The organism is Flavivirga eckloniae, from assembly GCF_002886045.1.
Taxonomy (GTDB): Bacteria; Bacteroidota; Bacteroidia; order Flavobacteriales; family Flavobacteriaceae; genus Flavivirga; species Flavivirga eckloniae.
This window is the reverse complement of the sequence record NZ_CP025791.1, coordinates 3,259,287-3,277,661: the sequence shown is the minus strand read 5'-3', so window position 1 is coordinate 3,277,661 and position 18,375 is coordinate 3,259,287. Positions and strand designations below refer to the sequence as shown.

Genomic DNA, 18,375 nt, shown 5'->3' with positions numbered 1-18,375 from the left:
TTCTTAGTTTTTTTGTTTTAGTGATTGATTTAATAATAGTTGCTCTAACCTTAAAAGACGTTCTTTTAATTCTTGGTTAGTAGCATCTTGTTCTTTTAACTTTTTCTCCTGTTGTATGGTGTATAAAGTAAGTTCTTCTATTTTTTGAAGGAGTTTGGCATTCATATCACCGAGTAGAATACCGTTTTCTGATACCTCTTCTGCTGATGGAATATCTTTTAAATGCCCTTTTTCTTTAATATGTTGTTCGACTTCTTTTAAAGTGGGTAAGTTATATGCCTTTTCAAAAACAAAATCACTCCAACCATTAAGGTCTACTCGTACTTCTTTGGTGTGAATATTTCCGTTAACCGCTAACTTTTCATCCGGAGTGGTTGTGCCAATACCCAAGTTTCCAGAGGTTAAATACAGATCATTTTCAAGCTTCGTTTTATACCTGTTTATAAGACCATACCCCTTATTTTTCTCATAGCCAATCCAACTACCAATAACTACAACACTATTTGTTGTATGCAACTGCAAACCTGTTAAGGCTTCAGTATCTGTGCCATCTAAAATACTCATCATCGCTACACCGTGAGCATAAGTTCCATCACCAGTATATTTGTCTACACCACATGCAAAAAATTTATTATCAACACTCGCATGCATATATGCAGCTCTCTGCACATAGTTTTTATTATAAACTCCCACAAATCCCCCTCCTTTGTAATTACCATCTAAATCGATAGTCTTAATATTTGTCGGGGCATAAATCTTATGGTTTGTACTAGTGTTAATTTCTGTTCTGGCTCCATTTGGGTTTCCTATTAGTAAATTACTAGAAAAACGTCCAGTTCCGTTAACATCTAATTTATAAACAGGAGATGTTGTACCTATACCTACATTATTTCCAGTATCAGTAACTTGTGCGATCATTGTGCCACTAATAAAAAGACTTATTAGAAAGAGTTTATTCATGATTTTAATTTTTTAGTTTCTGCTGAATGTTTTTAATGATTTCTGCTTGTTCTTCGATAAGCTTTTGTTGCTTAATTGTATATAAAGTGAGTTCTTCAATTTTTTGAAGAAGTTTAGCGTTCATCTCTCCAAGTAAAATCCCTTGCTCTTTTACCTCCTCAGCATTAGGGATATTTTGTAAATGTCCTTTATCTTTAATGTACTGCTCAACTTCTTTTAAAGAAGGTAGGTTATAATCTTCTTCAAAAACGAAATCGCTCCAACCGCTTAAATCGACTCGAACTTCTTTAGTATGGATTTTACCATTTACGGCTAATTTTTCATCTGGAGTTATGGTGCCAATCCCTACATTTCCGGAGAACATATTTGCAAACATATAAGCCGTATTTAAGAACTCTGTATTGGTATATTCTAATTTTGTTCCTGCTTTCTCTCTTAAAAAATAAGTACCTTCGTCTTGAAAAACGATACCACCTATATCATTAAATGTACCTGAAGGACGAACCCATTTAGCCAAAGCCTGATCCCATTTAGCAGGACCATAATTTCCAGTTAACCATTCATCTCTTATCCAACTATTCTCTGCAGATCCTGCTGTAATTCCTAATGTAGTACTTCCGATTTGTACTCCAGAGGTCACATGTAGTTTATACACAGGAGTAGAAGTTCCAATACCTACTCTCCCGTTAGATGTCAACGTCATAAAATTTGACCAAGTTGCCGAGTTATGTCTTGCTTGAAAGTTTAATAATGTTTTTCCTCCTGGGTCTGCATTTATAATTCTATGACCAAAACCAGAGCCATAACTAGAAGATGTCCATGTTATAGATTTATTGGTATATAGATTTGCATTTAAATTATCAAATGTGGTCGTTTGCGAAAATGCTACAACTATTGAGAAGTAGAATAAGAAAGTTAGATCGTATTTTTTCAATGTTTTAAACGCTTAGTTTTCAATTATTTTAACGATCTAAAGCTATTCATATTAAACAGAAAAACAGCTAAGGTTTTCCTTAGTTTTGCTAAGGGCTTTCCCTTTTTTTTGTAAGGTTTTTTTAAAGTATGAATTAAAGAGCCTTAGCTTTTAAACCACTAAAAAAGAACACATTATAAAAACAAGTCTTGTTTCAGCAATTCTATAAAACTTCATAAAAAATAGAAGCAATTTACTGTTAAAGAGCACTTTAAAACTCCTTTTGAAGTTTAATTGTTAATTTAAAATTATAGCATACAAATAAATAAGGAAAATCCTTAGTAAAACTAAGGCATTCCCTTAGCTACATTTTAAAAATTATTTATAGCTTAGTCCTATTCTATTGCAGCTGAATTGATACTGCTATTATTGCATCCTAAGTATAAGAACTATATAGTTATTATTAGTTATTAAGTTTCATCTTTTAGATGATTTTTTCTGAAAAAATTAAATGAAAAATTTAAATATATAGCAAAGATGACCAAAGCCCACAATGTCCTAATTATTGATGATCACATAGCAATAATTGAATCCTATGAAAGAGCATTTTCTTATTTAAGTTCAAATGCAGATTTTGTTTTTGAAATTGATACCGCAACAAGTTGCGATAATGCCTTATTAAAAATTGAAAAGTCCTTAAAATCCGATCCTTACGATTTAATTTTTTTAGATATTAGTTTGCCTCCTAGTAAAGACGGTAAAATCTTGTGTGGAGAAGATTTAGGCAAAAGAATACGTCAGTTATTGAGTGACACGAGAATAATCGTATCTACACATCATAACAATAACTATCGAATAAATAACATTTTTAATAGCATCAACCCAGAAGGGTTTTTAATTAAAAGCGAAGCCGGTTTTAGCAATTTTGTTGATGCCATTAAAGCCATATTAAATAATAGCCCTTATTATACTAAAACAGTATTGGAATTGTTAAGAAAAAGCCTGATGAATAATTTTAACCTGGATGAAACAGACAGGCAGTTACTATACGAGTTATCCAAAGGCACAAAAATGAAAGACCTACCTAATACTATCAATTTATCTATTGGCGGTATAGAACGCAGAAAACGTCTACTAAAACAAACCTTTAACACTACCAGAGAGAGTGACTTAGTATTAATAAAAGCAGCTCAGGAATACGGCTTTTTATAGACCCAATAAAAAATAATAGAAAACCTTAGTTTTTCTAAGGAAAAACCTTAGCGATTATATAATAATGATTTGTATTTTGAGATTGTCATGCATACTTGTTTGACTTGTTTTAATATTCTGACTATCAAATCATTTGTGTCTATTTATTTAAAATAAAAGTTATAAAAAACAAGGAGGAACGAACTTGGCAAAAAATTTAATAAGATCTGTTATGATTAAGATTCGAATAATGTCTGAACAAAAAAACAACAGACACCTACAAATAAAAAAATTACCCGCCTATAACTTACAGGAAGTTTTAATAGTATTAGTTATTATTGGTATCCTATTACTTTTAGCATTACCCAATTTAATGCCATTAATTAGTAAGGCTAAGAGTATTGAAGCTCAAACACAATTAAAATACATCTATAATTCTCAAACCAGTTATAGGTATATGTATTCTAAATTCTCGAGTGATTTGAACGAGATTGACTTCTCCCCTCCAAAAACAGTTAAAGAAGATGGCACTGGTAACTATGTATACGAAATAGTAAGTGCCAACAATAACAGTTTTAAGGTAAGAGCTACTGCTATTACTGATTTTGATGGCGATGGTATTTTTAATGTTTGGGAAATTGATGAAAATGGGAATCCAAAACAAACCGTAAAAGACTAATGCCAATCACACTCATTAAAGCGATACTTATCATGGCTCTTGGAATCATTTTTTTTCAAGACATAAAAGATCGAATGGTATATTGGTTTCTATTTCCAGTAGTTGGGCTATGTGTTGGTATTCTATTTTTCCTAAAAACACTTCCCGAATTATTCTATACATCGATTTTAATCAATTTAGTCTTTGTTTCAATACTCTTGGGTACCGTTTTTTTATATACAAAGTTCAAATTAAAAAAACACTTTAGTAATGCTATTGGAATTGGAGATGTATTATTCCTTTTTGCTTTAATATTTGCTTGCGAGTCTGTATCCTTTATAATTCTTTTAACCAGTGCTCTTATCTTTTCCTTGGTATTACATATATGCCTATCCAAAAAGAACAAAAGTGTTACCGTACCATTAGCAGGTTATATGAGTTTATTTTTTGGTATCACCTATCTGGGTTTTTGGTTCGGAATTATTGACTCCCTTTATAACGTTTAATGATGAAGAAAACCGATTTTAACATAGAAACAGCTCTGGTTCAACTTATAAGTAGCGAGCAAGCATACCATTACATGATCGTTCCGACCGAGGCCCAAAACGGTCATATAGTCTTTAAAACCGATACACCTTCTGATGCCTTAAAACAGGAATTGCAAGTCGTTTTAGGAAAACAGATAAAATTCCTCCCCGAAACATCCGAAAACATACAGCAATACCTTGCAACCAATTTTAGAAAGCAATCGTCAGACACAAAAGAAGACCTACATTATAGCACAGATTTTCTTGAAAAACTTCTATTAAAAGCAAAGCATATTGGTAGTAGTGATATTCATTTTGAACCATACGAACAACGTTGTCGGGTGCGCTATCGATTGGATGGAAAACTAAAAGAACAATTCCTAATTGCTTTATCTGAATATCCTGTGATAGTTAACAAATTAAAAATTAAAGCAGGTCTGGATATTTCAGAAAAGCGATTACCACAAGATGGACGTATCACTATAAAAACCAACACAGATGAATTCGATATTCGTGTTTCGAGTTTGCCAACGCTTCATGGCGAAAAAATAGTGCTTCGTATTTTAAGTAAAGATGCCGATCATATTCAGTTAGAAGATTTAGGCTTTACCAAAAAGGAATTAAGATCGTATACAGAAACCATTAAAAAACCTAATGGTATTATACTAATCTCAGGACCAACTGGTTCTGGAAAAACGACAACTCTATATGCTACACTAAAGTTGTTAAATGATGATAAAACCAATATTGTAACTATTGAAGATCCGATTGAATACACCCTTGAAGGTGTCAACCAAGTACAACTTAAAGAAAATATAGGGCTTGATTTTGCAAGTACCTTGCGTACTTTTTTACGTCAGGATCCAGATGTTATCATGGTTGGAGAGATTAGAGATGTAAAAACAGCCAATATGGCTATACGGGCAGCACTTACAGGGCATTTGGTGTTATCAACCATTCATACCAATTCTGCATGGGCAACTATTTCTAGGCTTATTGATATGGGGATTCCTGCCTTTTTAATTGCTAGTACGCTTAATGTTAGTGTAGCTCAACGACTCGTTAGAAAACTTTGTAACTCCTGTAAACAGGAAGCACCTCTTTCCAGAGATATTTTCCCAGAACATTTTAATATTCCTAACGAGCTTAAAACACATTATGTACCTGTAGGCTGCAATAGTTGTTATCATACCGGCTATCAGGGACGTAAAGCTATTTACGAGATTATACCCATAACGAAAACCCTGGTTAACCATATAAAACGTAACGATTTAGAAATTGACACTTATTTAAAAGAACATAACATCGCCACACTAAAAACCAATGCCATTGAACTTATAAAACAGGGTATCAGTTCTGTTGAAGAAGTTTATGCGTTATTAACTGATTAAAATTTGAATTATGAAATACCTATCTTTTTTATTGCTATTTGCTATTAATCTTTCTTTCTCTCAAACAACTACTAAAACCGTTACACTTTCAAATGGAGATGGCTGGTATCGAATTATAGAAGGTGTAGGTCACAAAACAGGATTGATAAGAGTTACGGGGGCACTGGGAAACAATAAATTAACCGACATATCAATGTATATTTCCATTATGTCATATGATCAGGGAGGGTCTATAAACATCATTAATAATAAATTTTACAATGGAAATCATATAGATGAAATACGCGCTGGTACAAGTAATGGAAAATATGTATTAGACCTTCATTTTGTGAGTATCAACACACCTGTGAATATAAATATCACTTCAGATTCCGGTATAACACCTCTCAACACCCCAGTTTTTAACCCGTCTCCTAACTTTACCGGTAAAATTGAAATTTCAGGTAGAATTATAGGTACTAGTAGCACTAGATGGCCTATTTATTTTTCGGATAATGTAGGCATTGGTACCACAACCCCTGACTCAAAACTAACAGTAAAAGGAAACATCCACACCAACGAAGTAAAAGTAGATTTATTAGGTGCAGTAGCACCCGACTATGTCTTTTATAAGGATTATGATTTAAAATCTCTTAAAGAGGTTGAAGATTATATTGCCGCAGAAGGACATTTACCTAAAATTCCATCAGCTAAAGAAATGGAAAAAGAAGGTATTAAGCTTAAGGAAATGAACTTAAAATTACTTGAGAAGATTGAAGAGCTAACCCTTTATACCATAGATCAGGAGAAAAAACTAGAAACTCAAAAAAATACTATCCAAAACCTGGAAACCCGCTTACAAAAAATTGAAGCTCTATTAAACTCTAAAAAATAATACCCATGAAAAAACTACATTTACTCCTTATTCTTTTATTTGTAACCCTTGAAACACTTTCTCAAACTCTCTACCTCCCAAATGCCGTAAGTGGAATTACAAATTCGCTAAATTTAAATGTTGGTGTAGGAACAGGTACAATATATCCTGACAAGAAATTTACAGTACTTGGTGATGTTCGACTTGGAATGGAGGGTATAGGCGGTGGCTATCAGAGAAATGGTATATTGATACAAAGTAACGGGACAAGAACAGAGCTCAGATGGCAACATTTTGGTCAATTAACCAATCCATATATTGCTGTTGACCCAGGTGTAGACGCTACAAGATTATTATTTGGAACTAATGGATCTGACCAAATGGCAATCCGGCATAATGGAAATGTTGGTATTGGCACCATTTCTCCCGACTCAAAACTAACAGTAAAAGGAAACATTCACACCAATGAAGTCAAAGTAGATTTATTAGGTGCTGTAGGGCCTGATTATGTATTCTACAAAAATTACGATTTAAAAACACTTCAAGAAGTTGAGAATTACATTTCAGAAAAAGGGCATTTGCCCAACATCCCTTCAGCAAAGGATATGGAAATAAATGGTATTAAACTCAAGGAAATGAACTTAAAATTGCTTGAGAAAATAGAGGAATTGACATTATACACTATCAATCAAGAAAAGGAAATAAAAGCACTTAAAAGTAAAACCTCTGAAATCGAAACGCTAAAAAGAGAGCTTCAAAAGCGAAAAATAACTAACAAAAATTTAGAAACCAGATTACAAAAAGTTGAAACATTATTAAATTCTATAAAGCAATAGTATTATGAAAAAGCAACTTTTTATTATTTGTCTTTATTTATCAGCTCCATGCTATTTATGTTCACAAAATATATTTCCAACTACTGGAAATGTCGGCATAGGAACAAATAATCCTAGAAAAAGTCTTGAAATAGAAGGAGGGGATGGCGTAGGTTTTAGATTATTTAACAATACAGCAAATACATGGGATATATTAAATACCCAATATGGTAAATTAGATTTTGTTAGGGGAAATACAAGTACTTTTATGCGTATAGATCAATTTGGAAATGTTGGTATTGGTACTAAAAATACAGGAAATGGATTGTTAACTTTAAATGGCAATAATATCAATTTATTGAGGCTTGAAAATGATGAATTAGGCAAAGAAGCCTTAATGCGATTTCGTTCAAGAAGTATATCTGGAGGGACATTGCATTCAGATATTTCATTATATGCTACGGGGAATAACCAAGGGTATCTAGGGTTTAAAGTTCCTAGTAATAACACTATTAATTCGGGTTATGATATGATAATCAATCAATCTGGCAATGTTGGTATTGGAACCACCACACCAGACTCCAAATTAACTGTAAAAGGAAAAGTACACGCTCAAGAAGTAAAAGTGACTGTTAATGCTGGAGCCGATTTTGTTTTTGAAGACAATTATGACCTTCCTGATTTAGAAAAAACAGAAGCCTTTATAAAGAAAAATAAACATTTACCGGAAATAGCCTCAGAAAAGGACATGCAGGAAAATGGACTTCTTCTTGCAGAAATGAATATTAAACTGCTTCAAAAAATAGAAGAACTCACGCTTTATACCATACAACAAGAAAAGCGTATTAAAACTATAGAAAAAGAAAATACAGAGCTAAAGAAGCAAAAAGAAAGGATTGCCTTATTAGAAGAAAAAATAGCACTACTGTTAAATAAAAAATAAGCGCTAGATTAATTTCAAATTAAAGAATGAAGAAACTACTTTATATCTCGTTACTATTAACTTTTAGTTTTGGTTTTACTCAACAAACTAACCCTCGTATTCAAACCATTAAAAACCAATTAGACATTTTGGCTGTTGATAATGCAGGACTAACCGAACAGGTTAAAACAGAGATTAATGTAAGTAACATTTCATTATCTAATTTTTTGCTGGCAGTTTCTAATATTCATAAAGTCAATATAAATCTTGCACCAGAACTTAATCAAATAAACATTGTCAATAATTTTTCCAATGTCACAGTAGCAGATTTATTAGTCTTTCTATGCAAAGAATACCATTTAACCATAGACTTCACTGGTAATATCCTGTCTATAAAAAAATATGTCCCACCAGTTGAGGTTCCTAAACCTCATGTTATACCTATATCTTTTAACCCTAGTGATAATACCATAAGTATTGATGCTAAAGGAGATAAACTGTACGATGTGTTTAAACGCATTATGGACGAGTCTGGTAAAAATTTGGTGTTTTCTCCCGGTTTAGAAAACAAGCAAATAACATCCTATATAAAGCAAATGCCTTTTGATGCAGCCATGGATAAGCTTGCCTTGGCAAATCAATTATTCAGCGAGAAAACAAAGGATAATTTTTATGTATTTGAAAATGACACACCAACCGAAAATGCTAATGGTCTTAAGACATCCAACAGAAGAAAATCTAATTTAAATTTTAAAGTACTGGACGTAGATTCCAAACTACTGGAAGTAGATTTTAATAACACGGCGATTGCAAAAATTATTTCAGAAATAGCAACAGAACTTAACCTTGATATTTTTACGGCAACACCTTTAGATAATGCAGGGACCATTACCTTTAAAACAAAAGCTATAACATTTGATGACTTGCTTATTAAAATGTTTGAGTCTCAATCTGGTGGTTCCAGTCAAACTAATTCTAGCACTAACACTACCAATGGAAATATTAATTCCAATCAACAAAACAGAAACCCTAACCCTGGTTCATCCAATCGTTTTACCTTTAAAAAGGAAGGCAGTGTCTATTATTTTGGTACAGAAAACCAGCTTAGTGTTAGATCGGTAGAAATTATTCATCTACAACACCGATCTGTAGAATTATTGGCAGACCCAGCTGGAGGCAGTAGCAGAAATAGAACCGTAGGGAGAACTTACGGAGGGCAAAACAGGTATAACGATTATGGTACTAATAATGGTTTTAACACAACCTCTAATAGAAATTACAATAACCAGTATAACAATACTTCTAGAATAAACAATACCCCTAGAACTCCTATTAACACGGGCAGTAGAAATACATTTAGTAACTCAGGAAGTAAAGGTGAGGCGTTGTTAAGTGTACTTCCAGATGAAATCACACAAGATCTAGATATTAAAGTAGATTATGAACTAAATAGCTTTTATGTTACAGGCTCGGGGGCTAACATAGAACGCTTTAAAACGTTTGTGCATAAAATTGACAAACCCGTTCCTGTAATTCTTATTGAAGTCATGCTAATTGAAGTTAGCAGAAATGCCACTGTTGAAACTGGCGTAAGCTGGGGGCTAGGCGAAAAGCCTGTGGAAACCACAGGAGGCATTTACCCCAAAACAGATTTAACTCTAGGAGCAAAAACTATTAATAAAGTGTTGAATGGATTTGACGGATTCGGCCATGTTAATATCGGTAAAGTAGTACCTAACTTTTTTGCTACTATAAAAGCTATGGAAAGCAATGGCAATATAAAAATACGCTCTACGCCAAAATTATCGACTTTAAATGGTCATAGAGCAACATTTTCAAACGGACAGACCTCCTATTACGCCGTAACACAACGTAATATTTATGGGACCGATAATCCACAAACCTCAGAAATCACGAATTACGAACCTATTGATGCAGAACTTGGGCTTACCATTAAGCCAATGGTTTCTGGAGACGGACAAGTAACTATGGATATTTTTGTGGTTCAATCCAGTTTCGGTTTAAGGATAGCCGAAGATTCCCCTCCAGATTTAAGTTCAAGAGAATTTACGTCTATTATTCGCGTAAGAGATCAAGATATTGTTGTGTTAGGAGGTTTAGAAGAACAGGAAAAAAATGATGCGGGATCTGGTGTACCATTATTAGCTCGCATCCCGGTAATAAAATGGCTGTTTAGTCAACGTAAACGAGAAGACTCTAAAGCCAAGCTAACCGTACTCATTAAACCTACTGTTATTTATTAATGCTGGAAAAGATTAAAACATATCTGCTTTATGGCAAGCACTTTTGCGGTATAGAACAAACTATACAAGATGGTGAAGAAAAAGTATTCGGAACAGTATTAAAAAAAACTAAAAAAGAACTGGATATTGAGAATGCTTTTGAAGTTTCTTCTAACGAAATGCTAGCTTCGAAACTTCCAAAAAAGCAACATGTATTTTTGATTGTTAATAACCATCATGTACTTACTAAGCAACTGGAAAGTTCACAACCAAATCTTGAAAAACTGGTTTATAACGCCTTTCCCAACATAAATTTAGACGATTTTTATTATGAAATCGTCACCCAAGGCAACAAATACTTCGTATCTATATGTCGAAAGGATTATTTAGATGAATGCATTGCAAAATATAAAGAAAGTGGAATTGCCATCATCAATATAACGCTTGGCAATATAGTAGCTTCAAGTATATCCCGTTTTATAAATGATAACATACTCCTAACTTCAAATGCTAGCCTTTCTGTTGAAAATGGTATTGTTACAGCTATCGAAAAAAATGAAATTGAACTACCTGAGGCATATGATATTAATGGACTACAGGTCAAAAACAGTTACATATTGTCTTTTTCAGGAGCATTAGACTCCGTATTGAATCACTTTCAGTCGATAAGTAATTTTGATGACTTAAAACAAGCTCTTAAAACCGATTATAGCCAATCTAGATTTTTTACCCAATTTTTAAAAATAGGATTAATCGTTATACTAAGTACCTTGCTTATCAACTTCTTTGTTTTTAACCATTATTTTAATGCTGTTAACGCCTTACAACAAACCTCTCAAGTAAACCAAGCTACCAAACAAAAACTTTTAAAGCTTGATAAAGAAGTTAGTAAATCACAAAAAATGGTAGACGATATGCTCAAAAGCAGTTCATCTAAGAGCTCCTTTTACGTTAATGCCATAGTGCATCGCCTACCTCAATCTATATTACTCACAGAGTTAAACTACCAGCCCCTTGAAAAGAACATAAAAAAAGGGAAAGCTATTGTATTAAAAGACGATACCATTATTGTGTCCGGCGAGTCTAACAATAGTGAATCGTTTTCAAAATGGATAGCAGATTTAGAAACTATAGATTGGATTCAAAATGTTGAGATTTTAAGTTATGAAGATACTTCTAAAGTTATCTCTAATTTTAGTGTTAAACTAAACCTCTCGCATGACTAACAAGACTAAAAACATAGCATTACTCTCTGGGTTTCTGTTAGCACTGGTTTTGTGCTACCAATTGGCAATTTCTAAAACAGTTGCCCTTAAAAAAGAATATAATGCTTTAAAGCAACAGGAGGTATTATTCGAAAATACCCCGAAACAAATATCTCTTTTAAAACAAAAGCAAACTTATTACGACTCGCTATTAAATAAGTACCAAATAAACGGAAGTTCCTTACAAAACAACCTTTTAAAAACCGTTACTGTTTTTGCCGATAGCACCAATCTTAAAGTTGTAAGCTTTTTAGAACCTCATATCATTCATAAAAACAATCTTAAAATAAACACCTATCAATTCGTTTTAGAGGGTAATTTTAATGCCATAATAAAACTCATCCATAAATTAGAACAAGACACTAAATTTGGAGAAATCACCAATCTTTCTTTTGAAAAGAAAAAGAACTTTAGAACCGGAAGATATTATTTACAAGCATTTGTATTATTAAAAAGCTTCGGGTAATTTATAACTTTACATCAATACATAATAGCACAAATATTTAAAGCATTTCTTTAACATTCGTTATCTATTTTCTATCCTTTTAGGTTTTAACTACCTTTGCAGAACTTAATACATACATTATGATATATTCAATGACAGGTTATGGAAAATCTGTATTGCAATTACCTACAAAAAAAATAACAATAGAGCTTAAATCTCTTAATAGCAAAAACCTAGATTTAAATGCAAGAATGCCTTCTATTTATAGAGAAAAAGAATTATCTATTCGAAAGCTTCTTGCCGCGAAATTAGTGCGTGGGAAGGTTGATTTTTCTATTTATGTTGAAGCAACAGCAGAAGACACCTCAACACAAATAAACACACCTGTTGTTAAGCAATATATAGAGCAGCTAAAAAATGTTGTTGATGGTGATGCCATAGAGCTTCTTAAAATGGCTGTTCGCTTCCCTGATGCTTTAAATACAGTTCGTGAAGAAATTGATGAGGATGAATGGAACACTATTGAAGCGCAGATTAATACGGCTGTAAGCGACTTAATAGAGCATAGATTAGATGAAGGTAAAGTACTTGAACAAGATTTCAATAAACGGGTAGCAACCATTGATAATATACTAGAACAAGTTATTGCTATAGATCCTGAGCGTATTGAAGCTGTTCGCGAACGTCTGCTTAAGGGTGTTGAGGAACTAAAGGAGAAATACGATGAAAATCGCTTTGAACAAGAGCTGGTATATTATATTGAAAAGTTTGATATTACCGAAGAAAAAGTACGTTTAAAAAACCACTTAGATTACTTTATAGAAAGTATAAACTCTAAAGATTCCAACGGAAAAAAGCTCGGGTTTATAAGTCAGGAAATGGGAAGAGAAATAAATACTATTGGCTCTAAAAGTAATTATGCACCCATGCAACAATTGGTAGTACAAATGAAAGACGAGCTCGAAAAAATTAAAGAACAACTATTAAACGTATTGTAACAAACGTTAAAATCCATTGAAATTGAACAAAGGAAAACTCATCGTATTTTCTGCACCGTCTGGTTCTGGAAAAACAACCATTGTAAGACACCTATTAGGCATTGAAGATTTAAATTTAGAATTCTCCATATCGGCAACCTCCCGGGAAAAACGAGGGAATGAAATAAACGCAAAAGATTATTACTTTTTATCGGCTAAAGAATTTAAATCTAAAATTAAAAATGATGAATTTTTAGAATGGGAAGAAGTCTATCGCGATAATTTTTATGGTACTTTAAAAACTGAGGTCGAGCGCATTTGGGCTAAGGGAAAACATGTTATTTTTGATATTGATGTATCTGGTGGCTTACGAATAAAACGAAAATTTCCAGAAGAAACTTTAGCTATTTTTGTAAAACCTCCAAGTATTGATGAGTTAAAAATTAGACTTAAAAAACGTAAAACGGAAAGCGAAGACAAAATAAATATGCGCGTAGCCAAAGCTTCAGCAGAATTAGCAACAGCGCCTTTATTTGATGTTATTGTTGTAAACGACAACTTAGATAATGCCCTTGAAAATGCACATAAATTGGTTCGCGATTTTATAAACCACTAAACCTATTAAAATGAAAGTTGGGTTATATTTTGGCTCTTTTAATCCTATTCATATCGGGCATATGGTTATTGCCAACCACTTAGCTGAATATAGCGATTTAGATCAAGTGTGGTTTGTAGTAACCCCACATAATCCATTTAAAAAAAAACGAAGTTTACTCGATAATTACCAACGTTTAGAAATGGTATATCGTGCTACAAAAGAATATACCAAGCTTAAACCATGCGATATTGAGTTTAATCTACCTCAACCTAACTATACCATAAATACACTTGTACATTTAGAAGAAAAATACCCCGATAATGAATTCTCTTTAATTATGGGAGAAGACAACCTAAAGAGCTTTCATAAATGGAAAAATTATGAGCTGATTCTAGAGAATCATCATATTTATGTATACCCTCGTATTTCTGAAAACAAGATTGAAACACAATTTCATAATCATAAAAAGATACACAGTATTGATGCTCCAATTATGGAGTTATCTTCTACATTAATACGCAACTCTATTAAAGCAGGCAAAAATGTAAGACCCATGCTTCCTGAGTTTGTTTGGGAATACTTGGATGAAATGAACTTTTATAAATAACATTATTTTAAATTTATTTAACAGTGTTAGTTACAATAAACTTTAAGCTAATCCTGTTTAAGTTTAATAATTTAAAGATCTCTGCTTTTATGAAGAAAACAATTTTAATAGTATTTGTAGCCACGTTTATTTTTATCGGTTTTAAATCTAACGCCCAAGCCCCATATAACTTTGAATCTGAAACATTAAAAATCAAACAAGTAAGCGACCATGTTTTTGTACATATTTCTTATGTAAAAACGAATGATTTTGGAAACGTAGCTTGTAATGGCATGGTGTACTTCAATGATGATGAGGCTATAGTTTTCGATACACCTACTAATGATGATACCTCGAAAGAACTTATAGATTGGATTGAAAAAAAGAAAAAAAAGAAAATCATAGGAATTGTAGTTACACACTTTCATAATGATTGTTTAGGTGGATTAAAGGAATTTCATAATAACAATATAGAATCCTATGCCAATAACGCTACTATCGAATTAACAAAACAAGACAGCAAAAAAGTATTACCAAAAAATGGTTTCGAAAATAAAACTGAAATCAAAGTAGGAAAAGCATCCGTTTTCGCGAAATTCTTTGGAGAAGGTCATACCGTAGACAATATTGTGGGTTATATTCCAGATGAGAAAGCATTGTTTGGAGGCTGTTTAATCAAATCGTTAAAAGCAAATAAAGGCAATTTAGAAGATGCAAACACAGCCGATTGGTCAAAAACTGTTGAAAACATTAAAAAAGAAATACCCGATTTAAAGATTGTAATTCCAGGACATGGAAGAAGTGGAGGTATAGAACTTTTAGATTATACGATTCAGTTATTTGATTAATTATAGCGATTTAAATTTGAATTTTAAAACCATCTCTTTCTCTATAGTAAAGAAACGATTTCATTTATATTATACACCAATACTAGGCTCGGTACTAATCATTTCCTAAACCTCAGTTAACTCACTAAAAACTAAGGGAAAACCTTATAAATACTAAGGAATAGCCTTAGCTAATTTTCATTTGTATTCCATATTTTTATAACATTAAAAATCAGAACAGTATACTGTTTCGGAATGTGATACTCTTTGTCTAAAGATTATATTCAATTATTACGCAAACACTCATATTAATTTAAAATTCGAAAGATGAAAAAATTTATTTTAGGAAGTTTATTATTTGCAATTAGCTATAATACAGATGCTCAAGTTGATACAATATATTTAGATTCAAGTAAAGGTTTAGTTGGAGACTATGCAGCTCTATTTACAGATATTATTCGCTGGGATGGTGTTGATTCCTATTATGGAAGGCAAAATAGTGGAGGTGGGAATCCTGTTAGTAATCATTACTTTCATACCAATTTTGTAGATAGAATGATAATAAATAGTAATGGAAATGTTGGTATTGGAACAACAACTCCCACAGCAAGGCTTGATCTTAAATCTTCTAACTTTGACATTATCAGTTTAAGTACTATGACCCACACTACACCCTTTGTTATCAAAAAAGATGCAGATGGTTTAAAGCTTTGGGATGAAGGCTCTTTAAGCAACATATGGGAGGCTAGAACAAACGGACACTTTATTGTAAATAACAAAGTTGGCATTGGCACAACATCACCTACAGATAAATTACATGTAAATGGTAGTGTACGTAGTGAATCACAATTTGTAATATCTGGTATTGGAGCTTTTAATGCAGATTCAGGTAATATGAAAATGTGGTCGGTAGGGTCGCTTATTTTGGCATCAGGATCCAATAATGAACATATGAGAATTCAATCAAACGGTAACATTGGAATTGGCACAGCAGATACCAAAGGATTTAAACTCGGTGTTCAAGGAAAAATTGCAGCAGAGGAAGTAAAAGTAGCGGTTTATACTAACTGGGCAGATTTTGTATTTAAAAGCAATTACAACTTGCCTACATTAAAAGAAGTAGAAAAACACATAAAAGAAAAGGGACACTTAAAAGATATTCCTAGTGAAGAAGAAGTTGCAGAAAACGGTATTTTATTAGGTGAAATGGATTCTAAACTCCTTCAAAAAATTGAAGAATTGACGTTATATACCATTGCTCAGGAAAAAACAATAGAGGAGCAGGCTAAGAAAATCGAACAATTAGAGTTATTAAACAAAAAGTTTCTTGAATTACAATCACGACTTGAAAAGTTAGAACCTAAAAAATAAATGGTTTCAGTTTTTAAAGAAAAATAAAAAAGCCAACTAAATTTAATTTAGCTGGCTTAAGCAATCTGCTATTTAACTAGTCTTAGTCCAAGACTGGGATACGTAATAATTGACCTGGATAAATTTTATCCGGTTCTGTTAGCATGGGCTTATTGGCCTCAAAAATAATGGAGTACTTCGTAGCATCATCATAAAATTCTTTTGCAATTTTTCCTAAAGTATCTTCTCTTTCTACCGTGCGAAATTGTGCTTCTGGGGCTTTATACTCCACCGTCATTTGATCATCTACAATAGCTATGCCTTTAGAGTTTCCAACAATCAAAACTACTTTTTCTTTAGTAGCTTGATCGCACGCTAATCCGGTAACAAGGACAATATCATCATCAATAAAAATGTTTAAATCTTTTACTTCTAACTGTAAACCTATAATTGTTTCCTTAAGTTTTATAGCTGCTTCTTTTTCTAATTTAAGTTCTTCTACTGCTACTTCAAGAGCATCTTCTTCATCCGCTTTGCTAATTCCAAATATTTTGTCACCAGCATTTTTCATAAATGAAAATAATCCCATATGTGTTTATAATTTTTGAGGGTTTAATGTGTTAGACACCAAAAAATTATAAGGTCACATACTTTATTAATATTTATCATTATAGAAAAAAAGAAACCGCTCAAAGAATAATTCTTTAAACGGTTTCTAAACTAAATAACCAACCAAAATTTTAGTGAATCATTAATTTTTATTGCTAGATAAGCAAACTTAAATTAGTGGAATCTCACTCTGTTTTATTTATTTAACCCTTGTATTTTCTCTTGGGTTATCTACTTTGTCTTTTCTAAACTTACGTTTCTTGTCAACTGTAACCTTACTCTGTCCTTTCGCTTTGGTATCTCCATTTTTTAGGTATTGTATATACCCTCTTCCTACAAACTCATAAACTGTTTCAGATGATGGGTGGAATAGCTCTATCTTTCCATCATTTATAACGCTCAATTCGAAGTATTCATTGTTGAAGAAATCATAATCTAATGTTAAAGTTTTTAAATGCATATTATTACTAACATCTCCAACACCATAAACTCCAGTATAATCCCATATAAGGTTATCTATTACAGTACCATTTTCATCTTGTGAACTCCTAAATGTCGAATCGTTTCCTCCAGATAAAAACTGCAAATAATTTTCATTATCAAATTCATTTATAGCTCCCAGTTCGCTTGTATAAGTCTTTTCCCAAGCTTCATATTCCTGTAAGAAGTAATGAATGTTATCGTAGAACACTAAATCGTAATCAAAATTACTGCGTTGGTAACCTTCAAGAAAGTATGAAGTATCACTTCCTGGATTGTAAAGCTCTATAGTATTATTGTCTATTTGAAAAACGTCAAAAGTTCTAAACCCATCTATATCATGGTCAATATCAAGAATCATATTGTATGCATCATATTCTCCAATATCGATTCCAAAACCATTACCGCTATCGCCTAACCCAACAATATTATTGTTTGCATATACAACACCGTTTCTAAAAGATATGGTAAATGCTCTTTGTAAAAATGGTATTTCACCGTGCCCTAAAGTTTTATTAATATCGACATACCATAACTCATGTGAGTTTAATAATTGATTTATAGATATAGATGTTCCTGGTTCTTCATCAATATTTACTTCTGTATAGCATGACGTAAACAATGTTGTTGTTAATGCAAAGCTTAAAAGTAATTTTACTGTCCTCATAATCAATCGTATTTATAGTTTATACTCTCATGTTTTCAAAACGCGTGCCAAAAAACGATTTCTTAATCTTTTTTGATTAAGCAATCATCATTATTTTG

General features: G+C 32.4%; 19 protein-coding genes. 15 read left to right on the top strand and 4 right to left on the bottom strand.

Going from position 1 to position 18,375, the window contains the following annotated elements; genetic code table 11:
- Positions 1 to 3: 3 nt before the first annotated feature.
- Together C1H87_RS13585 and C1H87_RS13580 are read right to left on the bottom strand one after the other, a co-directional pair.
- Complete coding sequence (locus tag C1H87_RS13585; protein WP_158655222.1) at positions 4 to 960, bottom strand: hypothetical protein; 957 nt, start codon at positions 958 to 960, stop codon at positions 4 to 6.
- Between the two features lie 4 nt (positions 961 to 964).
- On the bottom strand, positions 965 to 1,894 hold the full coding sequence (locus tag C1H87_RS13580; RefSeq protein WP_102756334.1) for a tail fiber protein: 930 nt from the start codon (positions 1,892 to 1,894) through the stop codon (positions 965 to 967).
- Positions 1,895 to 2,410: 516 nt separating this feature from the next.
- Here C1H87_RS13580 and C1H87_RS13575 point away from each other — a divergent pair.
- The 15 genes from C1H87_RS13575 to C1H87_RS13505 all read left to right on the top strand — a co-directional run bounded on the left by C1H87_RS13575 (position 2,411) and on the right by C1H87_RS13505 (position 16,542).
- The gene (locus C1H87_RS13575) at positions 2,411 to 3,085 is read left to right on the top strand and encodes a response regulator (protein ID WP_102756333.1); all 675 of its coding nucleotides are present in this window, start codon (positions 2,411 to 2,413) and stop codon (positions 3,083 to 3,085) included.
- Between the two features lie 229 nt (positions 3,086 to 3,314).
- Positions 3,315 to 3,743, top strand: coding sequence for a prepilin-type N-terminal cleavage/methylation domain-containing protein (locus C1H87_RS13570; RefSeq protein WP_102756332.1), 429 nt, complete (start codon positions 3,315 to 3,317; stop codon positions 3,741 to 3,743).
- Positions 3,743 to 4,228 carry a general secretion pathway protein gene (locus C1H87_RS13565; protein ID WP_233783132.1) on the top strand — a complete coding sequence of 162 codons (486 nt, stop codon included), beginning with the start codon at positions 3,743 to 3,745 and terminating at the stop codon, positions 4,226 to 4,228. The genes C1H87_RS13570 and C1H87_RS13565 overlap by 1 nt, the downstream gene beginning before the upstream one ends.
- Positions 4,229 to 4,230: 2 nt before the next feature.
- Positions 4,231 to 5,640 (top strand): GspE/PulE family protein, encoded by a 1,410-nt coding sequence (locus C1H87_RS13560; protein WP_102756331.1) that lies wholly within the window; start codon positions 4,231 to 4,233, stop codon positions 5,638 to 5,640.
- Between the two features lie 10 nt (positions 5,641 to 5,650).
- A complete protein-coding gene (locus tag C1H87_RS13555; protein ID WP_102756330.1) occupies positions 5,651 to 6,514 on the top strand; it encodes a tail fiber protein in 864 nt (287 codons plus the stop codon).
- 5 nt (positions 6,515 to 6,519) lie between these two features.
- Positions 6,520 to 7,329 carry a tail fiber protein gene (locus tag C1H87_RS13550; RefSeq protein WP_102756329.1) on the top strand — a complete coding sequence of 270 codons (810 nt, stop codon included), beginning with the start codon at positions 6,520 to 6,522 and terminating at the stop codon, positions 7,327 to 7,329.
- A 4-nt stretch (positions 7,330 to 7,333) separates the two neighbouring features.
- On the top strand, positions 7,334 to 8,251 hold the full coding sequence (locus tag C1H87_RS13545) for a tail fiber protein (RefSeq protein WP_102756328.1): 918 nt from the start codon (positions 7,334 to 7,336) through the stop codon (positions 8,249 to 8,251).
- Between the two features lie 26 nt (positions 8,252 to 8,277).
- Positions 8,278 to 10,494: a general secretion pathway protein GspD gene (locus C1H87_RS13540; protein WP_102756327.1), complete on the top strand. Its 2,217-nt coding sequence runs from the start codon at positions 8,278 to 8,280 to the stop codon at positions 10,492 to 10,494.
- Positions 10,494 to 11,699, top strand: coding sequence for a hypothetical protein (locus tag C1H87_RS13535; RefSeq protein ID WP_102756326.1), 1,206 nt, complete (start codon positions 10,494 to 10,496; stop codon positions 11,697 to 11,699). Before C1H87_RS13540 ends, C1H87_RS13535 begins: the two co-directional genes overlap by 1 nt.
- Positions 11,692 to 12,204, top strand: a complete 513-nt coding sequence (locus C1H87_RS13530; RefSeq protein WP_199769292.1) for a hypothetical protein — start codon at positions 11,692 to 11,694, stop codon at positions 12,202 to 12,204. Before C1H87_RS13535 ends, C1H87_RS13530 begins: the two co-directional genes overlap by 8 nt.
- A gap of 119 nt (positions 12,205 to 12,323) precedes the next feature.
- A complete protein-coding gene (locus tag C1H87_RS13525; RefSeq protein WP_102756325.1) occupies positions 12,324 to 13,181 on the top strand; it encodes a YicC/YloC family endoribonuclease in 858 nt (285 codons plus the stop codon).
- A gap of 22 nt (positions 13,182 to 13,203) precedes the next feature.
- The gene (gene gmk / locus C1H87_RS13520; RefSeq protein ID WP_102756324.1) at positions 13,204 to 13,776 is read left to right on the top strand and encodes a guanylate kinase; all 573 of its coding nucleotides are present in this window, start codon (positions 13,204 to 13,206) and stop codon (positions 13,774 to 13,776) included.
- 10 nt (positions 13,777 to 13,786) lie between these two features.
- Entirely contained in the window at positions 13,787 to 14,365 is a 579-nt protein-coding gene (nadD, locus tag C1H87_RS13515) for a nicotinate (nicotinamide) nucleotide adenylyltransferase (RefSeq protein ID WP_102756323.1), read from the top strand.
- An 89-nt stretch (positions 14,366 to 14,454) separates the two neighbouring features.
- Positions 14,455 to 15,192: a subclass B1 metallo-beta-lactamase gene (bla, locus tag C1H87_RS13510; protein ID WP_102756322.1), complete on the top strand. Its 738-nt coding sequence runs from the start codon at positions 14,455 to 14,457 to the stop codon at positions 15,190 to 15,192.
- A gap of 306 nt (positions 15,193 to 15,498) precedes the next feature.
- Positions 15,499 to 16,542, top strand: a complete 1,044-nt coding sequence (locus C1H87_RS13505) for a hypothetical protein (protein WP_102756321.1) — start codon at positions 15,499 to 15,501, stop codon at positions 16,540 to 16,542.
- 82 nt (positions 16,543 to 16,624) lie between these two features.
- Here C1H87_RS13505 and lysM read toward each other — a convergent pair whose 3' ends face one another.
- Both lysM and C1H87_RS13495 read right to left on the bottom strand, forming a co-directional pair.
- Positions 16,625 to 17,110, bottom strand: a complete 486-nt coding sequence (gene lysM / locus C1H87_RS13500; RefSeq protein ID WP_102756320.1) for a peptidoglycan-binding protein LysM — start codon at positions 17,108 to 17,110, stop codon at positions 16,625 to 16,627.
- Between the two features lie 219 nt (positions 17,111 to 17,329).
- On the bottom strand, positions 17,330 to 18,277 hold the full coding sequence (locus tag C1H87_RS13495) for a nicotinic acid mononucleotide adenyltransferase (protein ID WP_102756319.1): 948 nt from the start codon (positions 18,275 to 18,277) through the stop codon (positions 17,330 to 17,332).
- Positions 18,278 to 18,375: the final 98 nt, after the last annotated feature.